Origin of the sequence: Rhizobium sp. SL86, from assembly GCF_026672545.1 — a bacterium.
In the GTDB taxonomy this organism is placed as follows: domain Bacteria; phylum Pseudomonadota; class Alphaproteobacteria; order Rhizobiales; family Rhizobiaceae; genus Neorhizobium.
Map to the genome: position 1 here is coordinate 1,085,512 of NZ_JAPPRJ010000009.1, position 24,709 is coordinate 1,110,220.

A 24,709-nucleotide genomic window follows, 5' to 3' on the forward strand; every position below is an offset into this window, starting at 1 on the left:
ATGGAAAACCCCTTCATCCCCTCCCGCTCCAGCGTCTGCCGCCTGGCAGATTGGCTCCTGATTTTTGGCCTGGTGATTGCCGGCCTCATCGCCGCAACAGCCGCCCTGATCTCGCAGGTGCTCGCATGATCAACAGCTTCAACTCCAAGGCATTGTACGAAGCCCATCTTCATTCCTGCTATGCGGCCGTGCGCGAAGGTTTTCCGCATCTGGCGATCCGCGACATCATGGAACCGCCGCATCAGTGGTTTGATGCAGCGCTTGCCCGCCAGGTCGTGATCCACCTGATGGTCACCGAGTTCAAATGGCCGAAGCGCCGCGTCGTCGAGGTCGAGGACCGCTCGCGGGAAGCCGTCAATCGGGCACTCCGTACCATCGACCGTCGTCTGGATAGCCCGCGTTTCGGCACGCATTACCGCAGTATTGCCAAGCGGGCGCATGCCCTCGCCTTCCTGCAGACGGAAGAAGAGAGAGGGGTTGCCTGATGCCGGATTACAAGCAGCTCTCGCTTTCGCAGATCCTGATCGGCAACCGGCAGCGTCCGATCGACCGGGATTATGCCGCCGTGATCGGCGCCTCCATGAAAGAGCATGGCCAGTTGCAGCCGATTGTCGTGCGCGCCACGCCAGCAGCCGAACGCCCCTACACGCTCGTCATCGGCGGCCATCGCTGCGCAGGCGCCGAAATCCACGAGATCGAGATGCTCGATGCCATCGTGGTGAAGGCCAACAGCGCCGATGCGCAGATGTTGGAACTGGCGGAAAACCTGCACCGCCGGGATCTCTCCGTTCTCGATCGGGCGTATTTCGTGCAGGCGTATCGCGACCTTTGGGAGAACAAGTACGGAAAAATCAACCCTGGGAATACGAATAGGACCAAGTTGGTCCTATTCGACGCTGAAGCCGCGAAGGGCTACACGAGGGCTGTTGCAGATAAGCTTGGGCTCTCGCCGACGTCTGCAAAGAGGCTAGGCGAAATCTGTGGCAAGCTTCACCCGGACCTCCGTGCGTCCCTGCAAAGCACACCAGCCGCCGACAACCAGTCGCAGCTGCTGGCGCTGGCCAAGCTGGAACCGCAGAAACAGCGTCAGGTCGCCGTTGCCCTCAAATCCGAGCCGGACGTCAAGAAGGCGCTTGCCATCGTTGACCCCGCCCCTCGCCTGCCGAAAGCCAAGGCCGACCAGGCGCTGCTTCTCTCTCGGCTGGTGACCGCCTGGGAAGATGCCAGCGAAGAGACCCGCGCGCAGTTCCTCGAGCATATCGGGCTGACCACCAATGATCAGCTGTCGCAGCTGCTCGCCGAGCTGAAGTCGGAGGCGGCATAATGAGCAAGCACCCTGCCCAGCTGGATTTCTTCCTCGAACCAATGTTTCCGGTGCGCGCACCGGTCGCGACGATCGACATCGAGCGGTTCCGCTCCCGCCTGAAACGGGAGATGGCCCGCGCCATTCGGGAATGCCCGCACTCCCGCGATGTGATCGCCGGCCGCATGGCGCATTACCTCGGCCTGCCCAACATGTCGAAGAACACGCTTGACGCCTACACGGCCGAAAGCAAGGCAAGCCACGATGTGAGCCTTGTGCGCTTCAAGGCCTTCGTGCGCGCCACCGGCGCCGTCTGGCTTTGGGATCTCGTCGTTTCCGAGGACGGCTTGACCCTGCTCGAAGGGGACGAAGCGCGGCTTGCCGAGATTGCCCGCCTGCAGCAGGAACAACGCGAGCTGCAGCAGCGCCTCAAATCCCTCCGGTCGGTTCCGATCGCTATCAAGCGGCGGGGGCTGTGATGTCACCGAAGCGCTCTCATAAACCCGCACCGCTACTGCCGATGAAGGAGTTCTTCTCGGTCGCCGAACTGGCCGAAGCCAGGCTTCCCGACCTGCCGCGCGATATCTCGGCGATCGACAAGATTGCACGCGCCCACTGGCGCGGCGACGAGCGCCTGGCTCGCCGTGTACCCGGCAAGACCAAGCCGGTCTGGGAGTATCACTATTCGCTTCTGCCGCGTGCGGCTCAGACCCGGCTCCTGGTCATCCACACCGTTCCCGCCAATGACGACCGCAACCTACAGAAGGAGCGCAAGTCGAAGCTTTGGCATGCCTATGAGGCGCTTTCGAGCGAGCATAAAATCCTCTGCGAAGCCCGTTTGAAGGCGCTTCAAATTGCGGAGGATCTGGAAGCCGGCGGGATGACCTCGCGCGCGGCGGTCACCATGGCCTGCGCCAGAGCGGGTGTGACGAAGTCTGCCTTCTATGAATGGCGCAAGCTGGTGGCCGGCCACGCCCGCGAGGACTGGCTGGCGGCGCTCGCCCCCTCGTACAACACCGAGACCAAATGGGCCGAATGCCACCAGGAAGCCTGGGACATACTGAAAAGTGATTACCTGCGCCCGGAACGGCCGACCTTCTCCGCCTGCTACCGTCGCGTGGTGAAACTCGCCAAAACCAAAAAGTGGTCTCCAATCCCGACGGAGCGCGCGCTTCGCCGCCGCTTCGATCACGAAGTGCCGGAAGCCGTCCAGATTGCCGCCCGCGAGGGGCGTGAGAAGGCGAAGGCGCTCTATCCCGCCCAGCGCCGCAGCCGGGCCGACCTGCACGCCATGCAGGCGGTCAACATGGACGGCCACAAGTTCGACGTCTTCGTCCGCTTCCCGGATGGCAGGATCGGCCGCGTCTTCATGATCGCGCTGCAGGATCTCTATTCGGGAAAATTCGTCGCCTGGCGGATCTCCGACAGCGAGAACAAGGAGACCGTGCGTCTGGTCATCGGCGACATGGTCGAGCGCTACGGCATCCCGGACATCATCACGCTCGACAATGGCCGCGCCTTTGCGAGCAAGTGGATCACCGGCCGGTCGCCGACACGTTATCGCTTCAAGATCCGCGATGAAGATCCGCAAGGTCTGCTGACCACCCTTGGCATCGATCTGCGCTTCACCAAGCCTTATTCCGGCCAGTCGAAGCCGATCGAGCGCGCCTTCCGCGATTTGACCGACGACATTTCACGGCACCCGGTCTGCGCCGGCGCCTATACCGGCAACAAGCCGGAGGCCAAGCCCGACAACTACGGCAGCAGTGCCGTGCCGCTCGACACCTTCGTGGCGTTGGTGAACGACCAGATGGCCGAACACAACGCCCGCACCGGGCGCAAAGGCGGCAACTGCGATGGCCGAAGCTTCGACGAGACTTTCAACGCCAGCATGGCGGAACCTGGCACGATCGTTCGCACGGCAACGGCTGCCCAGCGGTCTCTTTGGCTTCTGGCCGCCGAGGGCTTCACCGCGCGCAAGCCGAACGGAGAGATCCACCTGCATGGCAACCGCTACTGGTCGCCAGCGCTCACGGGTTACGCGGGAAAGAAAGTCATCATCCGGTTCGATCCGGAGCAGTTGCATCGCGCGATCAAGGTCTACGATCTGAAGGACATGCTGATCTGCGAGGCCGAGTGCATTGAGGACAGTGGCTTCTACGACGCCGAAGCCGCCCGACGGCACGAAAAGGCACGCGGTGATTATCGCAAGGCAATCGCCGCCGAGAAGGCAACCCATGCCCGCCTGACGGCGCGGCAGCTCGCCGACCTCTACAGCCGAGGCATACGCAACACGCCGCCCGCCCCGGAGCCGAACCGGCCAAAGGTCACCCGCATCGTTCCCTCAAAGATCAGCGCACAACCCGCGCTGCCGGACGACGCCGCATTCGAAGACAGCTTTTCCCGCGCCCTGACGAAGATCTCCGGAGGGTCAGCGGTCATCCAATTCCCGCAAGGGGATCGATCCCGGAAGTAGTGCGTCGGGATCGCAGTGCAGAGCCGAAATGTACCGAGTCCGGTTCCCGAACAAAAAAACGGGCGGGGATAACCCGCCCGACAATACGCCCCACAAGGGGCCAACCAACGGAACCATCGCATGAACAAGCATATCGACACAAGACCTTATTCCGGCTGGGAGCAGCCTGAACCGGAACAGGCCTTTATTGACAAGCATGCCGACGACCTTGAGGACTGGCGCCAGATCCGCTCCCAGGTCGCCGAAATCGCCATCGCCAACGGCTGGACGAAAGCCGAGGTCACCCGCCGCAGCGGCGCGAAGGACGGCACCTTCTCGCAGTGGTTTTCGGGCACCTATCCGGGGCGTCTGGAAAACATCAACAAGCAGCTCCGCAATTGGGTTACCGCCGTCATTGAAGCGGCAGGTATGCCGGAAATCCCAACCTCTCCGGCCTTCGTCAAAACCCGCATCTCGTCGGAAATTGCCCAGACGCTGCAGTGGGCACAGATGACGGCCGATCTGGTCATCATCACCGTTGCGGCCGGCATCGGCAAAACGATGACCTGCCGCCACTACCGCGCGACGCACCCGCATGTGTTCCATGCCACGATCAGCCCGCACACCAAGACCGTTCACGGCATGCTGGTCGAACTCGCTTCAGAACTGGATGTGCACGAGAACAACCCATCCCGCCTCACCCGCGCGATCGGCGCCAAGCTCAGCCGCGTCGGTGGTGGCTCGCTTCTGATCGTGGACGAGGCGCAGAACCTCGTTGATGACGCGATCAACCAGTTGCGGCACTTCTCCGATATTCACCAGTGCGGCATCGCACTCGTCGGCAACGAGGAGGTTTATTCCCGCTTCGTCGCACAGGTGAAGGGCCGCTCCTACGCCCAGCTGAAACGGCGGATCGGCAAGCACCTGAAGCGCCAGAAGCCCTATGCCGAAGACATCGCCGCCTTCATCCGCGCATGGGGCGTGACCGATCCTGAATGCACCCGCCTGCTGACCGGCATCGGCCTCAAGGGCGGCGCACTCGGCCAGATCGACAAGACGATGAAGCTCGCCAGCATGATCGCACTTGGCGACAACCGCGAGGTCGGCATCCGCGACATCGAGGCTGCCTGGAAGAACCGAGACGTGGAGGACATGGCATGAGCCTCTCCGCCCTCTCCTTCGAACTCGATCTGCTGAAGCGTCAGTTCCAGCCCTTCACCAAGACCGGCCTTGCGATGACCGGCCCGGAGGTGAAGCGACTGACACAACGGATCTCGGTTCTGTCGAAGCTGTCGAAGAGCCTGGAAACCGAGCTTTCCGTTCATCGCCTCACCGAACTCGGCCGCGCCCAGGCGGCCACGCTCGAAGCCCTGACGACCGAGACGGCCGGCAGCCTGATCCTCGCTGCCGAAGGCAATGTCATCCGGCCCGATTTCACGAAAGGAAGCCGCTCATGATCACCGCACTCATCGAACTGACGGCCATCCGCGACCGGATCAAGCCGGCCATCCACGGAGGGCTTCGGCTCTCCAGCGAAGACACCGCCGCCCTCGTCCAGCAACTCAACACGACGATCGAACTGGTGCGCGAAACCGAAGACGAAAAGCGGATCATCCAGCTTGCGCTGAACGCGCGCCACGCCGGCAAGCCCTGCCTGCGCCTCGTTGAAACCGTCACCGCTAAGAACGCCTGAATTTCAGAGAGAAGAACCACCATGGAAGCTGTCATCATCGAAGAAACCAACCGCACAGATGGCGTCACCATCATCAACGGCCGCGAGTTCCTCACCGACGCCAAGGGCGGCTACGTCCCGGTCCACATGGTCAAGGCCCAACACAAGCTTGAAGACGAAACCGTCCGCAAGATCATGGCCTTCGCGCTTGATCTTAACGCTCAGATCGCACGGTTTCGCGATCACACGATGCTGGATCTCGGCACCTTCGACGCCCTGCTTGCCCAGGAATACGGCGCCAAGATCGGCGGCGCCGAGGGCAACCGCACCTATCAGACCTTCGACGGCCTGATGAAGGTTCAGGTCCAGGTGGCCGACCAGGTGGATTTTGGGCCGGAACTGCAGGTCGCCAAGAAGCTGGTCGACGAGTGCCTGAACGAATGGTCGGCCGACAGCCGGCCGGAGATCCAGGCGCTGGTGTCGGACGCCTTCGACACGGACAAGGAGGGCAAGATCAATCGCTCGAAGATCTTCATGCTGCTGCGCCATTCGATCGAGGACGTGCGCTGGCAGCGGGCCATGGATGCCATCCGCGACGCGATGCGGATTACCGGCTCAAAGGAATATGTGCGGTTCTACACGCGCCAGAAGCCGGAGGACGGCTGGCAGGCGGTCACGATTGATCTGGCGAGGGCGTGAGATGATAAAGCTTCATACCGCAAGCAAAAGAAGCAGCAACACGGTCAATCTACTGCAGCGGCTCAGCTCAGCGAGCACCGGAAAGGTTATACAGGTCGCCCATCTTGTCGAGCGCCCTAATCAAGTCCGGCAGACAATCGGTGCACAGGGAAACGAATTTATTCAAACGCTCCTCTCCCCCATCGTCGCTCCAAAACGAAAGCGCGCCTTCATCTTCATAAGTGTGACTTTCAGTGGCGAAGTAGTATGCCTTTGTCACCCATGGGTGAACCTCGGCCAAACCGTTTCGCAGAGTCCACACGACAAATGCCAAATTGCCGTCGAAAAGCTCTTCTCCACCTACGAATTGCGGGCGGTGCAAGACATCGTGAAGATCGCGGACGAGGGAATTGATTGCAATGACCCACCGCCCCCACACTCCAGGTTCTCCGTTCACAATCCTGGGCCATACCTCAGAAAGCTGCCTAGCTTTCCGATCCAGTACCTCAACCTCACTTCGTTGGGGGTTTATCACACGCTCGACCTTCAATTTCTCGGCTCTCTGCGAAAGATCAACAAGTTCTTGATGCCTCGCATGCGAGTTGCGTTCGACCGCTCGACCTTCATCAATTGTTCTTTGATGTCGAGCTTCTGCGGACACATCAGTCCGCTCCATGGTGTCGACCGTCCACCACGCGGCAAAGATCGCCAGCAATCCTCCGATCAGCGTCTGGAAGTCGAACAGGATGTTACGCCAAGCGTCACCACCCCTCTGTCCTTCGATCAAGCGAGGTTCGCCAAAAATGATCGACGGGACAATCGCCGCAATGATGACGACCAACAAAATCTTCCGAAACCAGTTGCGCTCAAACATATCGGCAAACACCCCCGGACTTACGTTCCCTCGGTTGTTGTGCCGTGCCCTTCGTCGATTCCGCAAGCGAGGATCGCATGACGACCTCACTCGCCGCACTTCACATTGCAAAGAAGCACCTCGGACTGGACGACGACACCTACCGTGCGAAGCTCGCCAACCTAACGGGCAAAACATCCGCCAAGGACATGACCGAGACTGAACGCGTCCAGGTTCTCGCGGTCTTCCGCAACGAAGGGTTCAAGCCAGACAACCGCCAGTCCTCGAAAGCACTGTCCGGCAAATACGCGAAGAAACTCCAGGCGCTCTGGATCGCCGGCTACAATCTCGGCGTCTTCCGTGACCGCCGGGACAGTGCCCTTCTCGCCTTCGTCAAACGCCAGACGGGCATCGACCACGTCCGTTTCCTTCACTTCCCCGATGATGCCCACAAGGCGATCGAGGCGCTGAAGGCCTGGCTGAAACGCGAAGCCGGCGTGATGTACGGCAACACCAACGGCTTCGACTGGCTTGCCAAGGACGGCGCGAAAGTGGCTTGGGCGCAATGGAAGATCCTGCACCCGGATGCGAGCCTGTCGGCCCGCAATGGTTTCGACGAAACTGTCTCTGCCCTCCTTGGCAAGCCAGTCCTCTATCTGGCGGCTGTCACGGATCGTGAATGGCACACGGTGATGAACGGGTTGGGCGTCGAAGTCCGAAAGAAACGACCATGCCCGAAGACCTGACCCAAGAGCTGAAGGACACGCTTGGCGACGACGGCTTCTTCCGGCTTGTCGAGGTCCATGCCGGTGTGCGCCTCTATATTCCGTCAGATCCGGACCGTTCGGAACTGCCGGCGGCGATCGGCGCCGACGCGGCGGTGAGGCTTTCCAAGATGTTCCCAGGCGGCTATATACGGGTACCTCTTGCTCGCGAATTCCGGGCCGTGCGTTATCACAAGGCCGGCGCCACGAACCGTGAGATTGCCAAGCGCCTTGGTCTCACCGAAGGCGGCGTCGACAGGCTTCTGAAGCGTGCCCGCGCCAAGAAGCTGGTTGAGAGGAAGACCCGCAAAGATCCCCGCCAGATCGAGATGTTCTGACCCCGCAACCGCTAGGGGGCATGATGACTGCCGCCGAAACCATGCATTTTCGCTCCAGATCGCAACGCGTCCTGGAGCTTTTTTATGCCGACAACCAGCCTTGCCCAGGCACTGACCCTGGACACCTTCCTTCAGATTGGCGGCCCGGTTCCGGCGAACCGGAGCAAGGCGCGCGAGACCAACGCGGCCATCCTGCGGCTGTCGCTCCCCGATCTCATGGATCTCTACGAGATCGACCGCCCGTTGCGCGTGGCACACTTCCTGTCGCAGCTGGCGCATGAAAGCGACAGCTTCTGCACGTTCGAAGAATATGCAAGCGGCGCTGCTTATGAAGGACGCACGGATCTCGGCAACGTCAAATCCGGAGACGGACGGCGGTTCAAAGGACGCGGCCCGATCCAGCTGACGGGCCGCGCAAACTACCGCGCCTTCACATCCTGGATGCGCAAGCAACTGCCGGGCAATGTGCCGGATTTTGAGGCTGAACCGCACCTCGTAATGGAGGAGCGCTGGGTTGCCTGGTCGGCGATCTACTTCTGGGCGATCAAGCGCCTCAACGAGCCCGCCGACCGCGACGACGTCATTACAGTCACCCGCATCATCAATGGAGGTCGCAACGGCCTGGCTGACCGGAAGGAGAAGCTCGCACGCGCAAAAGCGGCGGTTGCCAAGCTCACCGCCATCGCCACACCCACCCCCTTCTCCAAGGAATGGCCGGCTCTTTATCGCGGCCTTTCCGACAACGAGGACGTCGAGAGACTGCAATCGCTGCTCGTCTCGCGTGGCGCCCAGATCGCCATTGATGGCGATTTCGGACCCGCGACGGAATTGGCCCTGAAGGCCTTCCAGTCCTTGCATGATCTTCAGCAGACCGGCATCGCTGACCCCGCTACCTGGGCAGCGCTCGGGGAGGCTTAGACCCATGTCGAAACCGTCCTACTCGACGTCGAAGCAACACCTCTGGCTCTCGTCGATCATGGCGTGGGTTGTAATCGTCATCCTGGCAATCGGCGCGGCGATCAATGGGCAGGCGACGGAATTCGGCACGATTGCCGTGCCGTCCATGGTGGCACTGATCGCAGCGCTGCTCGGCATCCATCGTGGCTTCGGCTCGCTCGACTATAGGGCGGCCCGCGATGCCACGGTCAGGCCGGCTGATGCCCAGGGAGAAAGCTGATGTTGACCGCCTGGCTTTCCAAGGCGGCCACGCCGTTGATCGTTCTTGGGCTGATTGCGCTCGTGGCCGCCGGCATCTGCTGGGCATGCCTTGCGACCGTTGATCGACTGGTCGGGGATGCCCGCGCCTCGGCAATTGCAGAGCGCGATGCCCATTGGGACGCGGAAATCGCCAAGTCTGAGGCCGCGACCCAGGCGATAATTGCCGAGAAGCTTAGGGAAACGATGGCAGCCCAGGAGGCTGCCCGTGCCCATGTCGCCTCCGTCGAGGCACAACTTGCCCAACTGGAGACTGACAATGCTCGCTTGCCGGATGATGGCGCTTGCGGCCTTGGCCGTGATCGTGTCCGCCTGCTCGCCCGGTGACCGGGAGCCGATCGTGCGAACCGTGATCCTGACACCCGAAATCCCCGCCGAAGCAAAAATGAAATGCGCCGACCCGGTCAACCTGCCGGATCGCGATCTGACCGGCGCCGAGACCGTCAACCTGTGGGGCCGCGATCGTGCGGCGCTGCGCATTTGCGAAACACGCCGCGCCGCAGCGGTCGGGGAAGCGAAGCCGAAATGACGCCTTCCGAAATCTCTCAGTATCTCGGCCTGGCGCTCGCGGTCATCGCACTCCTCGGTCACGCCAAGGGCTATTTCTCCTCGGGGGAAAAGACCCTCACCGCACGCATGGATCAATCGGAAAAGAAGCTGATCGATCACGACCGCCGCATCCAGGCGATCGAGGGAGAGATGAAGCACCTGCCGGATCGGGAAGCGCAACACCGGATGGAACTGCAGCTGGCGGAAATGAACGGCCGGTTCGCCATGTTGGAAGAACGCCTTCGCCCGATCGCCGCAACGAGCGAGCGCTTACATGAACTTCTGATGGAGCAAGCCAAGAGATGACGGAACTGGCCACCGACTTTCAGCGGATCATGCGCGAGGAAGCACGCCTGATCATCCTCAAGGCGCTCGGCGAGCAGGTCAATGAGAGCCTGAACTCTTCAATCCTTCAGCAGGTCCTGACCACCTTTGCCATCAACATGGAAAGGCCGTGGGTTCATCAGCAGATCGAATATCTGGAAACCATGGGCGCCGTGGCGGTCGTGCCAGCTGGCACGGTCAAGATCGCAACGCTGACCGAACTCGGCCGTCGCCATATCGACCGCCTGACTGCGATCGAAGGCGTGAAGCGTCCGTCGAGACCCGGAGCCTGACCATGGCCAGGGGACGCGGACGCCTGACCGCCATCGACCAGTTGCCGGAAGAGTGCGAGCCGATCGTCAGCTGGGCCGCGCAAGAGCTGGCGGATAGAGGACGCACACAGGTCGAGATCTTTGGCGACTTCAAGCGGAAGCTGATTGCGCTCCAGGGCGAACAGGGTCTCGATTTCGACATCCCGTCGTTTTCGGCATTCAACCGCTATTCGATCCGCCTAGCGATCATCTCCCGCCGGCTCGAACAGACGCGCGAGATTGCCTCGACGCTTTCCGAGCGCATGGATGCCGCAGGTTCCGACGATCTGACGCTGATCGCGGCCGAAGCCATCAAGACATTGATCTTCGAAGTGCTGCAGGATGCCGGCGAAGGCGGGATATCGCCGAAGGGTGCGATGGAACTGGCGAACGCGCTGCGCGCTGCCTCGTCCGCACAAATCACCTCCTCCAACCGCCGCCTCAAGCTGGAAGCCGAAGAGAAGCTGCGCAAGGTCGAAGCCGACATGAAGGACAAGGCAGAGAAGGCGCTGGACGTGCTGTCGAACGAACCAGGCATTTCGAAGGAAGCCATTGCGCGCGCCCGCCGCGAGTTCCTCGGCGTTCGACCGAAGAAGCCGGAAGTCACCACAAAATGAGCGCGCCCGCGTTGCCTGGTCTGCCTCAAGGGAAGTGGATCGACCCACCTGTTCTCTCCACTGACCCGGAAAAGCTTCCGGAGGAGTTCCTGCGCGGTGGCGATATTCCCGACGATCTTGATCCGCTCGCCGATGGCGTGCTGATGGAGCATCAGAAGGACTGGATCGCGGACGACAGCGACCTGAAGGGATGCGAGAAAGGTCGCCGCACAGGGATAACGTTTGCCGAGGCACTTGATGCGGCGTTGATTGCAGCGGCGCAGCGGTCGGCCGGCGGGCAGAATTACTTCTATATTCCGGACAGCAAGCCGAAAGGCCGCGAGTTCATCGGCTATGCCGCTCATTTCGCCAAGGTCGTGGCCAAAGAGCTGCTGACGATCGAGGACGGAATCTTCTTCGATCAGCGCGAGGATGGCACCACAAACGCCATCGCAAGCTACATCATCCGCTTTTCATCCGGCTTCCGGATCGAGGCGCTTTCATCACGGCCGGAAAATATTCGCGGTCTGCAGGGTGTCGTTTGCATCGACGAAGCCGCCTTTCACCGCAACGTTCACGACGTGATCGACGCCGTAAACGCCCTGCTGATCTGGGGCGGCAAGGTCCGGGTTATCTCGTCGCATAACGGCGTGAGCAGCCCATTCAACGAGTTCGTGAAGGAAGCTCGTGCCGGCAAGAACGGGTTCAAAATCCACCGCTATTCCTTCGAGGATGCGATCAGGAACGGTCTGTTCAAGCGCGTCTGCCTGATCAAGGGCGAGGAATGGAGCCAGGAGAAGCAGGACACCTGGGAAGCGAAGATCCGCAAGTCCTATGGTAGTCGCACGGCGAAGATGCGCCAGGAACTGGACGCGATCCCGGCCGAGGCAGAGGGTGCAGCGCTCACCCGCGTGCTGATCGAAAGCTGCATGTCGCGCGACCTGCCGGCCGTGGCGCGCTGGGACCGTCCTGACGAGTTCAAGAACCTCGAAGACTTCGAGCGCGAGGAGCAGGCCGCAGAGTTTTGTGAAGGCGTCTTGAGGCCGCTTCTAGACGCGCTTGATGCCGATCGCGAGCATGTCTTCGGCGAAGACTTTGCCCGTTCCGGAGACAAGACGGCGATCGTTGTCTTCGAAATCGGCTCGGATCTCATCCGTCGCGCACGCCTGGTCGTCGAACTCAAGAACATCCCTTTCGACCAGCAGCGCGACATTCTGTTTTACATCGGCGACCGCTTGCCGCGTCTGTCCGGCGGCGCGCTCGATGCGCGCGGCAACGGCCAGTATCTGGCAGAAAAGGCGCGGCAGCGCTGGGGGGAAAGCATTCACGAGGTGATGCTGTCGGCCAAGTGGTACGCGCTGAACATGCCGGCCTATATCGAAGCCTTCACGGATAAGAGCCTGCTTTTGCCCCATGATGCCGACGTGCTCGCCGATCACCAGGCGCTGGCTTACGTCAACGGCATCATCAAGGTGCCGGACGAACATTCGAGCAAGGGCGCCGATGGCTACGATCGGCATGGCGACACGGCACCTGCCGGCGCGCTCGCCTGGTTTGCATCCAGCCAGGACGCGATTGCCTACGGCTACCAGACCAACCGACCGACAAAACCTGCCACGGCCATGGGCCACAATGGCGGCCCGCCGCTCGACGAGGATCGGCGCGGCCGAACCGTCGATGTGTATTTGAGAGGATCGCTTTGATGGCGTCACTGAAGGATTTCATGGGCCGCGTCGTACAGATGCTGTCGCTGACCACTCCAGAGGCGACGCCACAGGTCGGCGGCGTGCGCCAGGTGGTCTCCGGCCATCCGGCCGACGGTCTCACGCCGCAGCGCCTGTCTCGCATTCTGCGCGCTGCAGCCGACGGCGAGCCGGAAGCCTATTTCGAACTGGCCGAGGACGTCGAGGAGCGCGATCTGCACTATTCCGCCGTCATGGCGACCCGCAAGCGGTCGGTTGCGCAGCTGCCGATCACCGTGAAGCCCGCGTCCGACAGCGCGGACCATAAGAAACATGCCGAACTGATCCAGTCCTGGATCGATGATGGTGTGCTGCGCGCCTCGCTCTTCGACATGCTGGACGCGATCGGCAAGGGTGTCTCGATCCTGGAGCCCGACTGGCAGTACAAGTCCGGGATCATGGCGCCGCGTGAACTTATCTGGCGGCCGCAACGCTGGTTTACCTTTGATCGCGCCGACGGCGAGACCGTCCTTCTGCGCGATGGCGTGAACGGTCTGCCGCTTGCGCCGCACAAGTTCGTCATCCACCGGCACAAGTCGAAGTCGGGTCTCACCATCCGCTCAGGCATTGCCCGCGTGGCGCTCTGGGCATGGATGTTCAAAAGCTTCACGACAAAGGACTGGGCGATCTTCTGCCAGAACTATGGCCAACCGATCCGGATCGGCAAATATGGCCGTGGCGCCACCGAGGCGGAAAAGGATGTGCTCTGGCGTGCGGTATCCGGCATTGCCGGCGATTGCGCGGCCATCATTCCCCGCGAGATGCTGATCGAACTGCATGAGGTCGGCTCCAAGAGCAGCTCGACAGACATGTATGAGCGGCGCGCCGACTGGCTTGATCGGCAGGTGTCGAAGCTGGTGCTCGGCCAGACGACGACGACGGATGCGGTCTCCGGCGGCCATGCGGTGAGCCAGGAGCATCGTCTGGTGCAGGAGGATATCGAGCGCGATGATGCCGGCATGGCGACTTCGACGCTGAACCAGCAGCTCATCCCGAACATCGTGGCATTCAATTTCGGGCCGCAGGAGCGCTACCCGCATGTGCGGATCGGCCGTCCGGACGAAGTGCCGCTCGGTGAATTTGCCGAGGCTTTCGACAAGCTGGCAAAACACGGGCTGACCGCCGAGGAAGCCTATTTGCGCGACCGCCTTGGCATCCCGACACCGAAGCCGGATGCGGTGCTGATCGGTGGACGAACACCGGTACCAACGGCAGATCCCGCAACGCCTGCAGCCAAGCCGCCGGCAAAGCCGATTTCCGCCAACGCCGCGCTCGATCGCCTCTTCGCCTCGGCGCACGCGACGGAGCCTCGCGACGAGATCGAGATCCTGACCGACCGGCTTGAGCGGGAAGCGGCCGACGCGATGGATGGTATGATAGCAGAGGTGCGCGAGGCACTGATGCAGGCGACCGATCTGCGCGATGCCGCAGCACGGCTTGCGAAGCTCGATCTGTCTCCCGACGACCTGACGGAAGCCATGGCCCGCGGCATGGCACTGGCGCATCTGGCGGGCCAGGCGTCACTGATCGACGACCTGAAGGGGCGGTCATGAATAGCGGCCCGCTGACGCGCTTCGCCTGCCTGGAGGTAACGCAGAAGCGGGCAAAGTCGCGAACCGCGCCTATCGCCTTCAAAACGGCTTCAAATTCGATTTCAGGATTGATGGCAAGGATGGCGGCAGCGGGTGCATCGCTCGATCTGCCGTTCGACGAAGCTATAGCCTATTTCCGGCAGAAAGTCTCCATCCCGACGCAGAGCTGGCGCGACGTCTGGGATGCGGCGCATTCGAAGATGTTCATGGTCGCCGGCGCCAATACGGTGGCGCTCGTCGATGACTTCAGGGCATCGATCGAGAAGGCGCTGACGCAAGGCACGACGATCGAGGAGTTCCGCAAGGATTTCGACCAGATCGTGAAAACGCACGGTTGGTCCTATCAGGGCGAACGCGGCTGGCGCACGCGAACGATCTTCGAAACCAATCTTGCGACCGCCTATGCTGCCGGCCGCTATGCCCAGATGACCGAGCCGGACACGCTCGCGACCTTTCCCTATTGGCAATATCGCCATTCCGGCGCGCTTCATCCGCGCCTGCAGCACAAGGCATGGGACGAAAAGATCTATCCGGCCGACGATCCGTTCTGGGTGACGGCCTATCCGCCGAACGGGTTCCGGTGCGGCTGCTTCGTCATTCCGATTTCTCGGGCGCGGTTGAAGCGCCTGGGCAAAAGCGGCCCCGATCGCGCGCCGGACCTTGACCAGCTGGGCACCGATCAGCCGCTCGGGGTCGATCCATCCTTCGCCTACAATCCCGGCATGGCCTGGCTGAAACAGACGGCACCTGGTCCGAAGGCGGTTTCGGCAACAGAAGCCAATATCGTTGCCTTTGTTCTATCGGCGCTGAAGGGCAAATGGCCGGACGGGTCCTGGACGCCGGTTGCCGTCGTCGAGGACGGTCTCGACATCGCCTCGGTCAAGGCTGGAGACGAATTGCGGCTGACAGCGGATCGTATCCGCACGGATGCGGGCAAATCCGAGGCTGATGTCTTCGCCACGATCCCGGGGCGGCTGCTGAAGAAGGGCGCCCGCATCCGGACGGCGGAGGATGGCACGGTGACTGTCACCGGTCGCGTCGATGGCGGTGCCTGGACGATGGCCGTGCGCCCGATCGCGGACGGTGATCGGCGCTGGCTCGATCTCGTCTCCCTCAAGAAGGCGCGTCGATGAGCGGCGTCTCCATTTCCGTCACGATCCAGGACCGCGCCGTCCAGGACGCTTTTCGCACCCTCGCTTTCCGCATGGGCAACACGCAACCGGTCATGGCGGCGATCGGCACGGAACTGGTCGCCTCGACGCATATGCGCTTCGTCACCCAGACCGATCCGGAGGGCAATGCCTGGCAGGCGTTGAACACCGCTTATGCGGCCACCAAACGCAACACCCGCATCCTCACTGAAAGCGGCGGGTTGCGCGACAGCATCAATTCCCAGGCGGGCCAGGACGTGGTTCACGTCGGAACGAGTAAGATTTACGCCCGCGTTCACCAGGAAGGCGCGACGATCGTGCCGAAGAATGCTTCGGCGCTTGTCTTCTTCATCGGCGGCGATCTCGTCAAGGCCAAGAGCGTCACCTTGCCCGCCCGCCGCTACCTCGGTATATCTGCCGAAGATGAAACGTCGATCGCCGAGATCGTCTTCGGTTTCGTCGAGCGCTATCTCCCCCGCTGATACCACCTGAGCCGCACATGCCGCCCGCCGTGGCGGGCATGATCTGATCGTGCGGCGCATGGCACTTTCCGGCCATGCTGAAAAACATCAACGCCCTCCTCATCGCTATCCAGTCTGCCGACGGCACTGTGCCGGATTGGCTGCACCTTCTGCCTGCCACCGAGTTCAAGGGGGTCGATGGGCGCGGCCCCTATGCCGCTCCGGATCTGGCGGCGCTAATTGCCACCTTCACTGCCGAAGGGCGCAAGCTGCCAGTGGACGAGAACCATTCGATCGATCTGGCAGGCAAGTCCGGCCATCCGTCGCCGGCGCGCGGCTGGATCGTCGAGCTGCAGGCGCGCGAGGACGGCCTGTGGGGTCGTGTCGAGTGGACGTCCGAAGGCGAGACTATCGTCAGAGGCAAGTCCTACGGCTACCTCTCGCCGGTTTTCCTGCATTCGGCCGCCAAGCCCTACAAGATCGCCAAGGTTCTTCGTGTGGCGCTGACCAACGATCCGAACCTCGATTTTCTGACTTCCCTCCATCATCAACAGGAGAGCGATATGCTCGAACAGCTCCGGAAGGCGCTTGGCCTTCCCGAGACGGCAACCGAGGCGGAAGCCCTCAGCGCCATCTCGACCATGCATGCCGAACACCAGGCGCAGACGGCTTTGATGGGCAAGATCCGTGTGGCGACCGGGCTGGCGGCTGATGTGACCGGTGACGCGCTTGTCACCGCGCTGCAGTCACGCGGCAAGGTCACCGCCGCCGAGGCGGAAAACGCCGAGCTGAAGACGACGGTCACGTCGCTGCAGAGCCAGCTCACGACGCTGATCTCGACCCATGCCCGCGACAAGGCGGTCTCGGTGGTCGAAGAGGCCGTCAAGGCCGGCAAGATCGTGCCGGCGCTGAAGGATCACATGATCGCCCGCCACATGAAGGACCCGGCAGAGGTCGAGAAGGAGATCGCTCTCCTGCCGTCGATCAATGCCGGCGGCCTTGGCGGACATCGCGAGCCGGAAGCCGGCGCTGCACTGTCTGCCGAAGACAAGCAGATCGCCGCCATGATGGGCATCGACGAAAAGATCTTCGCCGATCGCTCCAAGGCGCTGCACGGAAAGGATCTCTGACATGGCTGCGACCGACGACATCCGCTCGAAAAAGAAGCCCGGCCTTGGTCGCCGTTATGGCTATCCGGTTCTGGGCGGCCAGAAGATCTACGGCGGCGCCGCCGTAGGCATCACCGCGAACAAAGAAGCCGTGCCGGCAGGCCATGCCTCTGCCGTCAAGCTGATGGGCTTTGCCGAGGAACGCGCCGACAACAGCGGCGGCGCCACCGGCGATCTGTTCGTGACGGTCGAGAAGGACGTGCGGCTGATCCCGCTCGCCGGTGCTGCCGTCTCGAATATCGGCGCCACCGTCTACGCCTCGGCCGACGACACCTTCACGCTGACGGCCGGCTCTTTGCTGGCACTCGGCACCATCGACGCCATCGACGCGGACGGCGTCTGGCTCGCAACCCTCTGAGGATTGACCATGGATATCAACGCCAGCACGCTGCGCGCCATCTATACCGGGCTTTCGACCGCCTTCAATCAGCGGTTCGCTTCGATCTCGCCGCTCTACACGATGGTGGCAATGCCCGTCCCCTCGACCTCGGCGATCAACGAATATCCGCGCCTGGACGATCTGCCCGGCTTCCGCGAATGGATCGGCGATCGCATGATCCATGATCTTGGCGCGCTGACTTACACCATCCGCAACAAGACCTTCGAGAAGACGATCGCCATCAAGCGTGAACAGATCGAGGATGATCAGCTTGGCATCTTCACGCCGGTCGCCGGACAGATGGGTCAGGATGCTGCCGAATTCCCGGATCTTCTCTGCTGGCCGCTCTTCAAGACCGGCGAGACGCTGAAGTGCTACGACGGCCAGTATTTCTTCGACACGGACCATCCCGGCTACAACGAGCAGGGCAATCAGATCTCTGTTGCCAACTTCACAGATGGCGCCGGTCCCGCCTGGTACCTGGTCGATGATGCTCAGGCAGTGAAGCCCTTGGTGTATCAGACCCGTCGTCCCTTCGTTCTTACCCCGATGCAGTCGCCTGACGATCCAAACGTCTTTTACCAGGGCAAATTCGTCTGGGGCGTCGATGGGCGCTCAAATGCCGGCCTCGGTCTCTGGCAGACCGCCTACAAATCGAAGGCGACGCTGAACGAAGCGAACCTCTCGGCGGCGCTGACTGCGATGAGCACGATCCGCCGCCGTTCCGGCCAGGTGTTGAACATTTCCGCCAAGAAGCTGCTCGTGCCACCGTCCCTTGAAATCACCGCACGCAAGCTGGTCGAGGCCGAACTCACCAATGGCGGCGAGACCAACATCATGGCCCGCATGGTGCAGGTCGTGAAGGTTCCCTACCTCGCCTGACCTGCCCCGACGCGGGGCACACCACCCGCGTCGCCTGCCGCCGCCGGCGCGCCTCCCCGCCGGCGGCGGGTCTCCGGAAAACGGTTGATGCCAGCCGCTTTCTCGAAACCCGAAAGGAAGAAGCATGAGCGCGAAGAAAATCCAGATCATCTGCACGTCGCCCGGCATGCGCCGCAACGGTATCGCCCATCCGGCAAGCGCCTTTTATGACGCCGATCGCTGGAGCGCGGACGAGATCAACGCCTTCAAGGCCGATCCGAATTTCACGGTGCGGGATGTAGCGGACGGCGAAAGCACGACGACGCAAGCCGATTTCGAGGCGCGCGTGACGGCCGAGGTGGACCGGCGCGTCCAGATCCAGATCGACGAACTGCAGAAGAGTTTTGACCAGGCCGTCAGCGACAAGGCGGCCGAGAGGATCACCGAACTGCAGGCCAAGGTCGAAGAACTGGAAACCAAGCTGCGGGCCTCTGAACAGGCCGCGACCGAGAAGGCTTCGACCAAGAAGTAACCCCACGCACTGAAGACGACGCTACGAGAGTAAAGCCGAAGGACCACCCATGTATGCCACCGTCACCGACATGATTGCCCGCTTCGGCGAGACACACATGATCCGGCTCTCGCAGCCGGAGGATCGCACAGCCGAGACGGTGGATGCGGTGAAGATCGAGACGGCACTTTCCGACGCGTCATCGGTCATCGACGGCTACATCCGTGGTCGTTACCTGGTGCCGATTGCGGCTCCACCGGCGGAGATCGTCCGCGCTTCCTGCGTTCTGGCGCGCTACGAGCTGGCCCAGGGCGAGCACATGGAGCCCTCCGAAGAGATGGGCAAGGCGCGCAAGGAAACGATCACCTGGCTGGAGAACATCGCCAAAGAGCTGATCAATCTCGACGTGCCGGTTGCCCTGCCCGCCGGTCCTGCCGTCGGCTCCGGGCCGCGCATGTCCGATCGGTCACGCATCATGTCGCTCGACAGTCTGCGAGGCTTCTGATGGGGTTCACCCTGCAATACACCAACATCCGCAAGATGGAGCCGCTGCTGACGAAGCGGCTGCGGCTCGCCTTCCCGGAAAAGACGTTTGCGATCGAGCGCGTGCCGCAGGTCATGACGGTCAAGGAATTCGAGCGCCTGGCGCGGCTCTCTCCCTTCATCGGTCTCGCCTGGGTTGGCTTCCGGGCCGATGCCAATAGCGGCCGGATGCTTTCCGGCCGGATGCTCTGGCGGCTGATCCTCATCTTCAAGGCTTCGAACGGCCTTGAAACCCGCTTCAAGGGTGACGTGAAGGGGATCGGCCTTGATGCCATGGCCGACGTCGCGATCGCCCTGATGCATGGTTGGACCGTTCCGGACGCGGGGCCTGTGAGCGTGACTGGCGCCAACAGCGTGATCGCCGACGGCTGGAGCGACGAGGCGGTCGTGATCGCCCAGGTGGATTTCGAGATCTACTGCACCGCGCATCCGGGCAAGCTCGATCTGATCACACCCGACGATTTCCGTGCGCTGTCGATCGACTGGATGGTCGAGCCCGATCCTGACGCCGTGCCCGTATCCGACACCCTCACCCTGGACGATGCCCCATGATGAAATTCCTGAAGCCCGCACCGGGCCGCACAGTCCATCTGCCGGACGGGACCGAAATCCCGGCAGCCGGCATGGACATCGAGGACAGCCTGTTTCGCCGCCGGCGCCTGGCCGATGGCGATCTTATCGAGGCAGAACCGCCAAGCGCCGCATCGGCGCCTGAGGCCGAGCCCCACGACGGAACCGAAACCGAAACGGCCGAGGCCGAAGCCCCCGCCAAGACGACCAAGCCCAAAGGAGGCAAGTGACCATGGATTTCGACGAAATCCCCTATGACTGGTTGGAGCCCGGCACCTTCCTGGAAGTGAAGCCGAACTACCGCAATGCCGGCGTCTTCGCCTGGCCGGAAAAGGCAATGATCGCTGGCCAGAAGCTGGCGGCCGGAACGCTTGCTCCCGGCCAGATCATCGAAGTGACACGCGCTGCCGAAGGCGACGTGCTCTTCGGCCGTGGCTCGGTCGGCGCCAAGATGGTGAAGGCCTTCCGCGACGCCAACAAAGTCACGCCGCTTTATGTTACAGCGCTTGCCGATGCCGAAGGCGCGGTCAAATCGACCGGCACCTTTACCTTCGTCGGAGCAGCCTCCTCGGCTGTCGTGCTGCGCTTCCGCATCGGTGGACGCCAGGTGCGCTTTACCGCGCTGACCTCCGACAACGTGACAGCGATGGCAACCAAGCTTGCCGCCGCGATCAACGCGGATCTCGACATGGAAGTGACCGCCGCGTCGGCTGCCGGCGTCGTTACCTGCACGGCGCGTCACGGTGGCGAGGTCGGCAACGAGATCGACCTGCGCGTCGATACCGACGTCCAGCCGGTGCCTTCGGGCCTCACGATCACGGTCGCCGCCATGGCGGGTGGCGCCGGCAATCCGTCGGTCCAGTCGGTGCTCGATCTGCTGACCAACACCTGGATCACCAAGCTTGTGACGCCCTGGGCGGATGCCACCAATCTCGGTCTGCTCGCGACTTGGCTGACCGCGCGCTACACGGCGATGTCGAAGCTCGATTGCCATGGCTTCACCTTCAAGCGTGGTACGTTCGGGGAACTGTCCACCTTCGGCAATCTCACCAATTACCCCTTCCTTACCTGCGGCGGCATGAAGGCTTCGCCGACGCCGGCCTACACGATTGCCGCGACCGCCATGGCAATTGCAAGCTTCCACCTCACCAACGATCCGGCGCGCCAGCTGCGCTCGCTGGTGCTTCCGGGCGTGATGGCGCCGGCGGCGGCTGACCAGTTCACCGACGAGGAAAAGAACCTGCTGCTCAATCGCGGGATCTCGACCTTCGACCATCTGTCGGATGGCACGACCACGATCAGCCGGATGATCACCACCTACAAGACGTCCAATCTGGGCGCTGCCGATCGTGCCTGGCTCGACATCATGGTGCCGGCGACGGCATCGCGCATCCGCTACGACTGGGCGCTCTATGTCTCGCTGTTGTATCCGCGCGCCAAGCTGGTCGATGACGACGACGTTGCGGCGCTCGTGCGGCGTGATGACGACGACACCGATCCGGGAACGGCTGTCGTCACGCCTGGGCGCATGCATGCGTCCTGGGGTGCGCGCTGCAAGCTCTACGGCGAGAAGGTGTGGATCGAGAACGTCTCGCAGAAGATCAGGGAAAGCGTCTTCCAACGCTCGACCGACGACAGGCAGCGATTGGAAAGTCGCCAGAAAATCAGCATCGCCGGCAACCTGATGGTGCTTGCCGGCTCGCTTGAATTCGACGCTTAGGAGGACTGACCCATGACACAGGTTCTGGGCATCATCGACATCGTCTGGCGCGGCCGGACGATCCCTGTCGAAAAGGGTGCCACCATCCGCCTCGGCGGCATCAAGAACACCGGCGTTACCTATGGACGCACGGTCGGCCGCGCCGGCGAATTCCAGGGTTCGGAAGTCAATGCGACGACCAACCTGCAGCGCGGCCAGCGGGCGACCGACCTCTTCGACGAGACGGAGGGCGAGCTGCAGGTGCGCTGCGATACCGGCCAGACCTTCGTCATCAACGACGCCTTCCTGGAAGGCGATCGTCCGGTGATCACCGGCGGCGAAGGCGGCAAGATCCCGCTCAAATGGATGGGCGGCGTAGCCGAGGAGATCCTCGCATGACGAAGATTGGTCGCACGACCCATATTGACCTGGACGAGGATGCTCTCGTCGAAGCCCCCAAGGTCTCCAGCGAGGATGACATCGTCAATGAGGACAACGACCTCGACGACAACGACATCGTCGATGAAGATGCCGGCGACCTCGACAAACTGCCGAGACGCGCGATCGTCAATGCAGACGGCACGGTGATCCTGCCGCTCCTCTATCCGAAGACGTTCGCGTCGAAAAGGACGGCAAGATCCGCGAACGCGTGTTCAAGCAGCTCACCTTCCATCGCCTGACCGGCGCCGATCAGCGCGCGATTGCCGCCGCCAGCGAAGACATGATGAATGTGGTCGCCTTCGCGCGATCGACCAAGATCAGCCAGGCGGTGATGAACAAGCTGTTCGACAAGATGGATGCGGCCGACATTGCCGACTGCGGGCGGGTGCTCAACTCTTTTTTGACGAGTGGCCGCAAAACTGGCCGGTGATGATCGGCGCGCTGGCCGATGGTACCGGTTTCTCGGCTGCCGAGATCGACGCATTCGACGCCCGCACGCTGACCTACTGGTGGAACATGGTGATGGCCTGGCGCCAGGAAGTGGCTAGACTCAACACCCCCTGACGAGATCATGCCCGCCGATGCGGGCATGATCGTTTTTCGCGCGCGCGATAGCTTGGCGGCTATCTTCGAACGAGGCGCGCCCATGTCCAATCGCAATATGGCCTTGGACGTCATCGTCCGGCTGAAGGATCTGCTCACAGGTCCGCTTCGCCGCCTGCGCTCGACGCTCGACGGCATTGCCGGCATGGCCCGAAAGATCGGTCTCGTCGGCGGCGCCGTTGCCGCCATTTCGTTCATGGGTCCGATCCAGGAAGCGGCCGCGTTCCAGCAGCAGCTCCTCGATATCGCCGGCACGTCCAATCTCGTCGGCAAAGCTGCCTTTGATCTCGTCGAAAATTCCAAGGCGAAATACGAGGAACTGAGCCTGGTCGTCGGCCAGTATTCCGACACCATTGCCAAGGGTGCCGGCCAGATGATCGCAGCCGGTGTCGATCCGACGCTGGTCGATCAGTCGATCGGTTTGATCGGTCGCTCTGCGACCGCGGCCAATGCCGAGTTCAACGACATGGCAGGCGTGGCGACCTCGCTCCTAACCACACTACGCATGCCCGCCGATCAGCTGGAGGGTGCGATGGCCGGCCTCGTGGTGGCCGGCAAGGAAGGCGCCTTCGAATTAAAGGACATGGCACGCTACTTCCCGACGCTGACAGGCCAGATGGCGAAGTTTGGTGTGACCGGCCGCGAAGCTGTCAACACCCTTGGTGCTGCCCTGCAGATCGCCCGCAAAGGCACGAGCGATCCGGCGGAAGCCGCCAACAACCTCAAGAACTTCCTCTCGAAGATCCTGGCGCCCGAGACCATCAAGAACTTCGCGAAAGCTGGCGTCGATATCGAAGCCGTGATGAAGGACGCTGCCACGAAGGGCATCAACCCGATCGAGGCCGTCGTGCAGAAGATCTCGAAACTGACGGGGATCTCCGGAAAGGAAATCGCCGGGCTTTTGAAGACCGCCAAGGACAACGGTCTTGAGGGCGCCGATGCGCTGGCTTCCGTCCGCGAGCAGCTGGAGAAGATCTACGGCGCCGGCAAGCTCGGTTCGATTTTTGGCGACATGCAGGTCATGGATTTCCTGATCCCGATGCTCGCGAATATCGATGAGTACAAGCGGATCAGGCAAGAGGTTGCAAACGCCACCGGCTCGGTCATCGACAAGGATTTCGAGACGCAGATGGAAGGCCTCAACCGGCAGCTGACGATCTTCAACGAGATCGGCACGCAGGCCGGACGCGAGGGGTCGGCTTTGCCTTTGGCTCCCGGGCTTCCCATGATCACGAGAACCTCGCTGCGCTTCTGAAGTGGCTGCGAGAAACCGGATAAGGCCACCGGCGGCATGGTACGCCAGGCGCTGTCGCTCGCTGGCGCTGGCGTCATCGCTGCCGCTGGCATCGGTGCGCTTGGGCTGGTCCTGCCTGTGATCGGCGCGGGTCTTTCGGCGCTGGCCGCCCTCGTCAGCCCGGTTGGCATCGCACTGCGGCCATCGTAGCCGGAGCCTATCTCATCTACCGCAACTGGTCGATCGTCAGCTCGCGTCTGTCGCGCATCTGGGACAGCATCAAGTCCGGTTTTTCCGCCTTCGGAGCTCTTTTAGACATTGGCCGCCGCGTCGTCACCGCCGGCCATGGAGATGGTTATTGATCGCTTACGGTCCTGCCGTCATGAATGGAATTGGTAAAGCCTGAGAGGGCCTCTTCCGCAGCGGCTTCGGCACGGTCTGTTATTTCGATACCGCGCCGCCGGCACCCTGCTGGCCAGATGGTGGGTCGTTATGTGGCCCTGTTAAAGTCATGAATGGCATTGGCAAAGCCTGGGGAGGGGCCTCTTCCGGCGGTTTCGGCATGGTCGGTTATTTCTGGATACCGGCGCGCCGGTCACCGCCGGGCTGCGGAGATGGTGGATCGTTATGGCCCTATCCTTAAGGAAGGCATGGGTGCGCCCTAACGGACGCGTGTCGGCGGGTGGGAGAACCTG

37 protein-coding genes are annotated in these 24,709 nt (G+C 62.2%); 36 read left to right on the forward strand and 1 reads right to left on the reverse strand.

All coding sequences use genetic code 11. The annotated features are described in order from the left end of the window. From OU993_RS28200 to OU993_RS28240, 9 genes are all read left to right on the forward strand, one after another. Window positions 1-129 carry a hypothetical protein gene (locus OU993_RS28200; protein WP_268162479.1) on the forward strand — a complete coding sequence of 43 codons (129 nt, stop codon included), beginning with the start codon at window positions 1-3 and terminating at the stop codon, window positions 127-129. Beyond that, window positions 126-485: a hypothetical protein gene (locus OU993_RS28205; protein ID WP_268162480.1), complete on the forward strand. Its 360-nt coding sequence runs from the start codon at window positions 126-128 to the stop codon at window positions 483-485. Before OU993_RS28200 ends, OU993_RS28205 begins: the two co-directional genes overlap by 4 nt. After that, window positions 485-1,324, forward strand: a complete 840-nt coding sequence (locus OU993_RS28210; RefSeq protein WP_268162481.1) for a ParB/RepB/Spo0J family partition protein — start codon at window positions 485-487, stop codon at window positions 1,322-1,324. Before OU993_RS28205 ends, OU993_RS28210 begins: the two co-directional genes overlap by 1 nt. Then, complete coding sequence (locus OU993_RS28215; protein ID WP_268162482.1) at window positions 1,324-1,782, forward strand: hypothetical protein; 459 nt, start codon at window positions 1,324-1,326, stop codon at window positions 1,780-1,782. Before OU993_RS28210 ends, OU993_RS28215 begins: the two co-directional genes overlap by 1 nt. After that, entirely contained in the window at window positions 1,782-3,779 is a 1,998-nt protein-coding gene (locus OU993_RS28220; protein WP_268162483.1) for a transposase domain-containing protein, read from the forward strand. The genes OU993_RS28215 and OU993_RS28220 overlap by 1 nt, the downstream gene beginning before the upstream one ends. Before the next feature lie 120 nt (window positions 3,780-3,899). Beyond that, window positions 3,900-4,919 (forward strand): AAA family ATPase, encoded by a 1,020-nt coding sequence (locus tag OU993_RS28225; RefSeq protein WP_268162484.1) that lies wholly within the window; start codon window positions 3,900-3,902, stop codon window positions 4,917-4,919. Next, window positions 4,916-5,215, forward strand: a complete 300-nt coding sequence (locus OU993_RS28230) for a hypothetical protein (RefSeq protein WP_268162485.1) — start codon at window positions 4,916-4,918, stop codon at window positions 5,213-5,215. The genes OU993_RS28225 and OU993_RS28230 overlap by 4 nt, the downstream gene beginning before the upstream one ends. After that, window positions 5,212-5,451: a hypothetical protein gene (locus OU993_RS28235; RefSeq protein ID WP_268162486.1), complete on the forward strand. Its 240-nt coding sequence runs from the start codon at window positions 5,212-5,214 to the stop codon at window positions 5,449-5,451. The genes OU993_RS28230 and OU993_RS28235 overlap by 4 nt, the downstream gene beginning before the upstream one ends. A gap of 21 nt (window positions 5,452-5,472) precedes the next feature. Further along, a complete protein-coding gene (locus tag OU993_RS28240; RefSeq protein ID WP_268162487.1) occupies window positions 5,473-6,129 on the forward strand; it encodes a DUF3164 family protein in 657 nt (218 codons plus the stop codon). A gap of 67 nt (window positions 6,130-6,196) precedes the next feature. On the opposite strand, the gene OU993_RS28245 is transcribed toward OU993_RS28240, so the two are convergent. Then, a complete protein-coding gene (locus OU993_RS28245) occupies window positions 6,197-6,982 on the reverse strand; it encodes a hypothetical protein (protein ID WP_268162488.1) in 786 nt (261 codons plus the stop codon). A gap of 77 nt (window positions 6,983-7,059) precedes the next feature. Here OU993_RS28245 and OU993_RS28250 point away from each other — a divergent pair, with 77 nt between their 5' ends. The 27 genes from OU993_RS28250 to OU993_RS28380 all read left to right on the forward strand — a co-directional run bounded on the left by OU993_RS28250 (window position 7,060) and on the right by OU993_RS28380 (window position 24,224). Beyond that, window positions 7,060-7,707 (forward strand): regulatory protein GemA, encoded by a 648-nt coding sequence (locus tag OU993_RS28250; RefSeq protein WP_268162489.1) that lies wholly within the window; start codon window positions 7,060-7,062, stop codon window positions 7,705-7,707. After that, entirely contained in the window at window positions 7,692-8,063 is a 372-nt protein-coding gene (locus OU993_RS28255) for a sigma factor-like helix-turn-helix DNA-binding protein (protein ID WP_268162490.1), read from the forward strand. The genes OU993_RS28250 and OU993_RS28255 overlap by 16 nt, the downstream gene beginning before the upstream one ends. A gap of 84 nt (window positions 8,064-8,147) precedes the next feature. Further along, window positions 8,148-8,981 (forward strand): peptidoglycan-binding protein, encoded by an 834-nt coding sequence (locus tag OU993_RS28260; protein WP_268162491.1) that lies wholly within the window; start codon window positions 8,148-8,150, stop codon window positions 8,979-8,981. Window positions 8,982-8,985: 4 nt separating this feature from the next. Next, a complete protein-coding gene (locus tag OU993_RS28265; RefSeq protein ID WP_268162492.1) occupies window positions 8,986-9,240 on the forward strand; it encodes an NAD(P)+ transhydrogenase beta chain in 255 nt (84 codons plus the stop codon). Beyond that, window positions 9,240-9,605 (forward strand): hypothetical protein, encoded by a 366-nt coding sequence (locus OU993_RS28270; protein ID WP_268162493.1) that lies wholly within the window; start codon window positions 9,240-9,242, stop codon window positions 9,603-9,605. The genes OU993_RS28265 and OU993_RS28270 overlap by 1 nt, the downstream gene beginning before the upstream one ends. A 13-nt stretch (window positions 9,606-9,618) precedes the next feature. Beyond that, on the forward strand, window positions 9,619-9,807 hold the full coding sequence (locus OU993_RS28275; RefSeq protein WP_268162494.1) for a hypothetical protein: 189 nt from the start codon (window positions 9,619-9,621) through the stop codon (window positions 9,805-9,807). Next, a complete protein-coding gene (locus OU993_RS28280; protein ID WP_268162495.1) occupies window positions 9,804-10,133 on the forward strand; it encodes a DUF2730 family protein in 330 nt (109 codons plus the stop codon). Before OU993_RS28275 ends, OU993_RS28280 begins: the two co-directional genes overlap by 4 nt. Then, complete coding sequence (locus OU993_RS28285) at window positions 10,130-10,444, forward strand: VpaChn25_0724 family phage protein (protein WP_268162496.1); 315 nt, start codon at window positions 10,130-10,132, stop codon at window positions 10,442-10,444. Before OU993_RS28280 ends, OU993_RS28285 begins: the two co-directional genes overlap by 4 nt. Before the next feature lie 2 nt (window positions 10,445-10,446). Further along, a complete protein-coding gene (locus OU993_RS28290) occupies window positions 10,447-11,079 on the forward strand; it encodes a DUF3486 family protein (protein WP_268162497.1) in 633 nt (210 codons plus the stop codon). After that, entirely contained in the window at window positions 11,076-12,761 is a 1,686-nt protein-coding gene (locus OU993_RS28295) for a hypothetical protein (RefSeq protein WP_268162498.1), read from the forward strand. The genes OU993_RS28290 and OU993_RS28295 overlap by 4 nt, the downstream gene beginning before the upstream one ends. Continuing rightward, window positions 12,761-14,353 (forward strand): DUF935 domain-containing protein, encoded by a 1,593-nt coding sequence (locus OU993_RS28300; RefSeq protein ID WP_268162499.1) that lies wholly within the window; start codon window positions 12,761-12,763, stop codon window positions 14,351-14,353. Before OU993_RS28295 ends, OU993_RS28300 begins: the two co-directional genes overlap by 1 nt. Then, window positions 14,350-15,525, forward strand: a complete 1,176-nt coding sequence (locus tag OU993_RS28305; protein ID WP_268162500.1) for a phage head morphogenesis protein — start codon at window positions 14,350-14,352, stop codon at window positions 15,523-15,525. The genes OU993_RS28300 and OU993_RS28305 overlap by 4 nt, the downstream gene beginning before the upstream one ends. Further along, the gene (locus tag OU993_RS28310) at window positions 15,522-16,025 is read left to right on the forward strand and encodes a phage virion morphogenesis protein (protein ID WP_268162501.1); all 504 of its coding nucleotides are present in this window, start codon (window positions 15,522-15,524) and stop codon (window positions 16,023-16,025) included. The genes OU993_RS28305 and OU993_RS28310 overlap by 4 nt, the downstream gene beginning before the upstream one ends. A gap of 74 nt (window positions 16,026-16,099) precedes the next feature. Further along, a complete protein-coding gene (locus tag OU993_RS28315) occupies window positions 16,100-17,134 on the forward strand; it encodes a phage protease (protein ID WP_268161260.1) in 1,035 nt (344 codons plus the stop codon). 1 nt (window position 17,135) lies between these two features. After that, complete coding sequence (locus OU993_RS28320) at window positions 17,136-17,531, forward strand: hypothetical protein (RefSeq protein WP_268161259.1); 396 nt, start codon at window positions 17,136-17,138, stop codon at window positions 17,529-17,531. 9 nt (window positions 17,532-17,540) lie between these two features. Then, the gene (locus OU993_RS28325) at window positions 17,541-18,434 is read left to right on the forward strand and encodes a Mu-like prophage major head subunit gpT family protein (protein ID WP_268161258.1); all 894 of its coding nucleotides are present in this window, start codon (window positions 17,541-17,543) and stop codon (window positions 18,432-18,434) included. A gap of 124 nt (window positions 18,435-18,558) precedes the next feature. Further along, window positions 18,559-18,945, forward strand: a complete 387-nt coding sequence (locus OU993_RS28330) for a hypothetical protein (protein ID WP_268161257.1) — start codon at window positions 18,559-18,561, stop codon at window positions 18,943-18,945. A gap of 49 nt (window positions 18,946-18,994) precedes the next feature. After that, window positions 18,995-19,429, forward strand: coding sequence for a gp436 family protein (locus OU993_RS28335; protein WP_268161256.1), 435 nt, complete (start codon window positions 18,995-18,997; stop codon window positions 19,427-19,429). Next, a complete protein-coding gene (locus OU993_RS28340; RefSeq protein WP_268161255.1) occupies window positions 19,429-20,019 on the forward strand; it encodes a hypothetical protein in 591 nt (196 codons plus the stop codon). The genes OU993_RS28335 and OU993_RS28340 overlap by 1 nt, the downstream gene beginning before the upstream one ends. Beyond that, window positions 20,016-20,267, forward strand: a complete 252-nt coding sequence (locus OU993_RS28345) for a DUF2635 domain-containing protein (RefSeq protein ID WP_268161254.1) — start codon at window positions 20,016-20,018, stop codon at window positions 20,265-20,267. Before OU993_RS28340 ends, OU993_RS28345 begins: the two co-directional genes overlap by 4 nt. A gap of 2 nt (window positions 20,268-20,269) precedes the next feature. Further along, on the forward strand, window positions 20,270-21,757 hold the full coding sequence (locus OU993_RS28350) for a phage tail sheath subtilisin-like domain-containing protein (RefSeq protein WP_268162502.1): 1,488 nt from the start codon (window positions 20,270-20,272) through the stop codon (window positions 21,755-21,757). A gap of 12 nt (window positions 21,758-21,769) precedes the next feature. Then, window positions 21,770-22,135 (forward strand): phage tail tube protein, encoded by a 366-nt coding sequence (locus OU993_RS28355; RefSeq protein ID WP_268157398.1) that lies wholly within the window; start codon window positions 21,770-21,772, stop codon window positions 22,133-22,135. Further along, complete coding sequence (locus OU993_RS28360) at window positions 22,132-22,416, forward strand: hypothetical protein (protein WP_268162503.1); 285 nt, start codon at window positions 22,132-22,134, stop codon at window positions 22,414-22,416. The genes OU993_RS28355 and OU993_RS28360 overlap by 4 nt, the downstream gene beginning before the upstream one ends. Continuing rightward, a complete protein-coding gene (locus OU993_RS28365; protein WP_268162504.1) occupies window positions 22,386-22,607 on the forward strand; it encodes a hypothetical protein in 222 nt (73 codons plus the stop codon). Before OU993_RS28360 ends, OU993_RS28365 begins: the two co-directional genes overlap by 31 nt. After that, on the forward strand, window positions 22,607-22,741 hold the full coding sequence (locus OU993_RS28370) for a hypothetical protein (RefSeq protein ID WP_268161251.1): 135 nt from the start codon (window positions 22,607-22,609) through the stop codon (window positions 22,739-22,741). Before OU993_RS28365 ends, OU993_RS28370 begins: the two co-directional genes overlap by 1 nt. 82 nt (window positions 22,742-22,823) lie before the next feature. Beyond that, on the forward strand, window positions 22,824-24,035 hold the full coding sequence (locus OU993_RS28375; RefSeq protein ID WP_268162505.1) for a phage tail tape measure protein: 1,212 nt from the start codon (window positions 22,824-22,826) through the stop codon (window positions 24,033-24,035). Between the two features lie 36 nt (window positions 24,036-24,071). Further along, window positions 24,072-24,224, forward strand: coding sequence for a hypothetical protein (locus OU993_RS28380; protein ID WP_268162506.1), 153 nt, complete (start codon window positions 24,072-24,074; stop codon window positions 24,222-24,224). The last annotated feature ends 485 nt before the right edge of the window (window positions 24,225-24,709 follow it).

Excerpts from the sequence above, each read along its gene's own strand:
- OU993_RS28235 (WP_268162486.1), top strand. The coding sequence starts at position 5,212 with ATGATCACCGCACTCATCGAACTGACGGCCATCCGCGACCGGATCAAG.
- OU993_RS28300 (WP_268162499.1), top strand. The coding sequence starts at position 12,761 with ATGGCGTCACTGAAGGATTTCATGGGCCGCGTCGTACAGATGCTGTCG.
- OU993_RS28285 (WP_268162496.1), top strand. The coding sequence starts at position 10,130 with ATGACGGAACTGGCCACCGACTTTCAGCGGATCATGCGCGAGGAAGCA.
- OU993_RS28380 (WP_268162506.1), top strand. The coding sequence starts at position 24,072 with ATGGTACGCCAGGCGCTGTCGCTCGCTGGCGCTGGCGTCATCGCTGCC.
- OU993_RS28220 (WP_268162483.1), top strand. The coding sequence starts at position 1,782 with ATGTCACCGAAGCGCTCTCATAAACCCGCACCGCTACTGCCGATGAAG.
- OU993_RS28240 (WP_268162487.1), top strand. The coding sequence starts at position 5,473 with ATGGAAGCTGTCATCATCGAAGAAACCAACCGCACAGATGGCGTCACC.
- OU993_RS28330 (WP_268161257.1), top strand. The coding sequence starts at position 18,559 with ATGAGCGCGAAGAAAATCCAGATCATCTGCACGTCGCCCGGCATGCGC.
- OU993_RS28230 (WP_268162485.1), top strand. The coding sequence starts at position 4,916 with ATGAGCCTCTCCGCCCTCTCCTTCGAACTCGATCTGCTGAAGCGTCAG.
- OU993_RS28210 (WP_268162481.1), top strand. The coding sequence starts at position 485 with ATGCCGGATTACAAGCAGCTCTCGCTTTCGCAGATCCTGATCGGCAAC.
- OU993_RS28305 (WP_268162500.1), top strand. The coding sequence starts at position 14,350 with ATGAATAGCGGCCCGCTGACGCGCTTCGCCTGCCTGGAGGTAACGCAG.
- OU993_RS28335 (WP_268161256.1), top strand. The coding sequence starts at position 18,995 with ATGTATGCCACCGTCACCGACATGATTGCCCGCTTCGGCGAGACACAC.
- OU993_RS28250 (WP_268162489.1), top strand. The coding sequence starts at position 7,060 with ATGACGACCTCACTCGCCGCACTTCACATTGCAAAGAAGCACCTCGGA.
- OU993_RS28350 (WP_268162502.1), top strand. The coding sequence starts at position 20,270 with ATGGATTTCGACGAAATCCCCTATGACTGGTTGGAGCCCGGCACCTTC.
- OU993_RS28320 (WP_268161259.1), top strand. The coding sequence starts at position 17,136 with ATGGCTGCGACCGACGACATCCGCTCGAAAAAGAAGCCCGGCCTTGGT.
- OU993_RS28255 (WP_268162490.1), top strand. The coding sequence starts at position 7,692 with ATGCCCGAAGACCTGACCCAAGAGCTGAAGGACACGCTTGGCGACGAC.
- OU993_RS28225 (WP_268162484.1), top strand. The coding sequence starts at position 3,900 with ATGAACAAGCATATCGACACAAGACCTTATTCCGGCTGGGAGCAGCCT.
- OU993_RS28310 (WP_268162501.1), top strand. The coding sequence starts at position 15,522 with ATGAGCGGCGTCTCCATTTCCGTCACGATCCAGGACCGCGCCGTCCAG.
- OU993_RS28205 (WP_268162480.1), top strand. The coding sequence starts at position 126 with ATGATCAACAGCTTCAACTCCAAGGCATTGTACGAAGCCCATCTTCAT.
- OU993_RS28325 (WP_268161258.1), top strand. The coding sequence starts at position 17,541 with ATGGATATCAACGCCAGCACGCTGCGCGCCATCTATACCGGGCTTTCG.
- OU993_RS28315 (WP_268161260.1), top strand. The coding sequence starts at position 16,100 with ATGCTGAAAAACATCAACGCCCTCCTCATCGCTATCCAGTCTGCCGAC.
- OU993_RS28355 (WP_268157398.1), top strand. The coding sequence starts at position 21,770 with ATGACACAGGTTCTGGGCATCATCGACATCGTCTGGCGCGGCCGGACG.
- OU993_RS28370 (WP_268161251.1), top strand. The coding sequence starts at position 22,607 with ATGATCGGCGCGCTGGCCGATGGTACCGGTTTCTCGGCTGCCGAGATC.
- OU993_RS28215 (WP_268162482.1), top strand. The coding sequence starts at position 1,324 with ATGAGCAAGCACCCTGCCCAGCTGGATTTCTTCCTCGAACCAATGTTT.
- OU993_RS28265 (WP_268162492.1), top strand. The coding sequence starts at position 8,986 with ATGTCGAAACCGTCCTACTCGACGTCGAAGCAACACCTCTGGCTCTCG.
- OU993_RS28345 (WP_268161254.1), top strand. The coding sequence starts at position 20,016 with ATGATGAAATTCCTGAAGCCCGCACCGGGCCGCACAGTCCATCTGCCG.
- OU993_RS28295 (WP_268162498.1), top strand. The coding sequence starts at position 11,076 with ATGAGCGCGCCCGCGTTGCCTGGTCTGCCTCAAGGGAAGTGGATCGAC.
- OU993_RS28260 (WP_268162491.1), top strand. The coding sequence starts at position 8,148 with ATGCCGACAACCAGCCTTGCCCAGGCACTGACCCTGGACACCTTCCTT.
- OU993_RS28280 (WP_268162495.1), top strand. The coding sequence starts at position 9,804 with ATGACGCCTTCCGAAATCTCTCAGTATCTCGGCCTGGCGCTCGCGGTC.
- OU993_RS28200 (WP_268162479.1), top strand. The coding sequence starts at position 1 with ATGGAAAACCCCTTCATCCCCTCCCGCTCCAGCGTCTGCCGCCTGGCA.
- OU993_RS28360 (WP_268162503.1), top strand. The coding sequence starts at position 22,132 with ATGACGAAGATTGGTCGCACGACCCATATTGACCTGGACGAGGATGCT.
- OU993_RS28245 (WP_268162488.1), bottom strand. The coding sequence starts at position 6,982 with ATGTTTGAGCGCAACTGGTTTCGGAAGATTTTGTTGGTCGTCATCATT.
- OU993_RS28290 (WP_268162497.1), top strand. The coding sequence starts at position 10,447 with ATGGCCAGGGGACGCGGACGCCTGACCGCCATCGACCAGTTGCCGGAA.
- OU993_RS28375 (WP_268162505.1), top strand. The coding sequence starts at position 22,824 with ATGTCCAATCGCAATATGGCCTTGGACGTCATCGTCCGGCTGAAGGAT.
- OU993_RS28270 (WP_268162493.1), top strand. The coding sequence starts at position 9,240 with ATGTTGACCGCCTGGCTTTCCAAGGCGGCCACGCCGTTGATCGTTCTT.
- OU993_RS28340 (WP_268161255.1), top strand. The coding sequence starts at position 19,429 with ATGGGGTTCACCCTGCAATACACCAACATCCGCAAGATGGAGCCGCTG.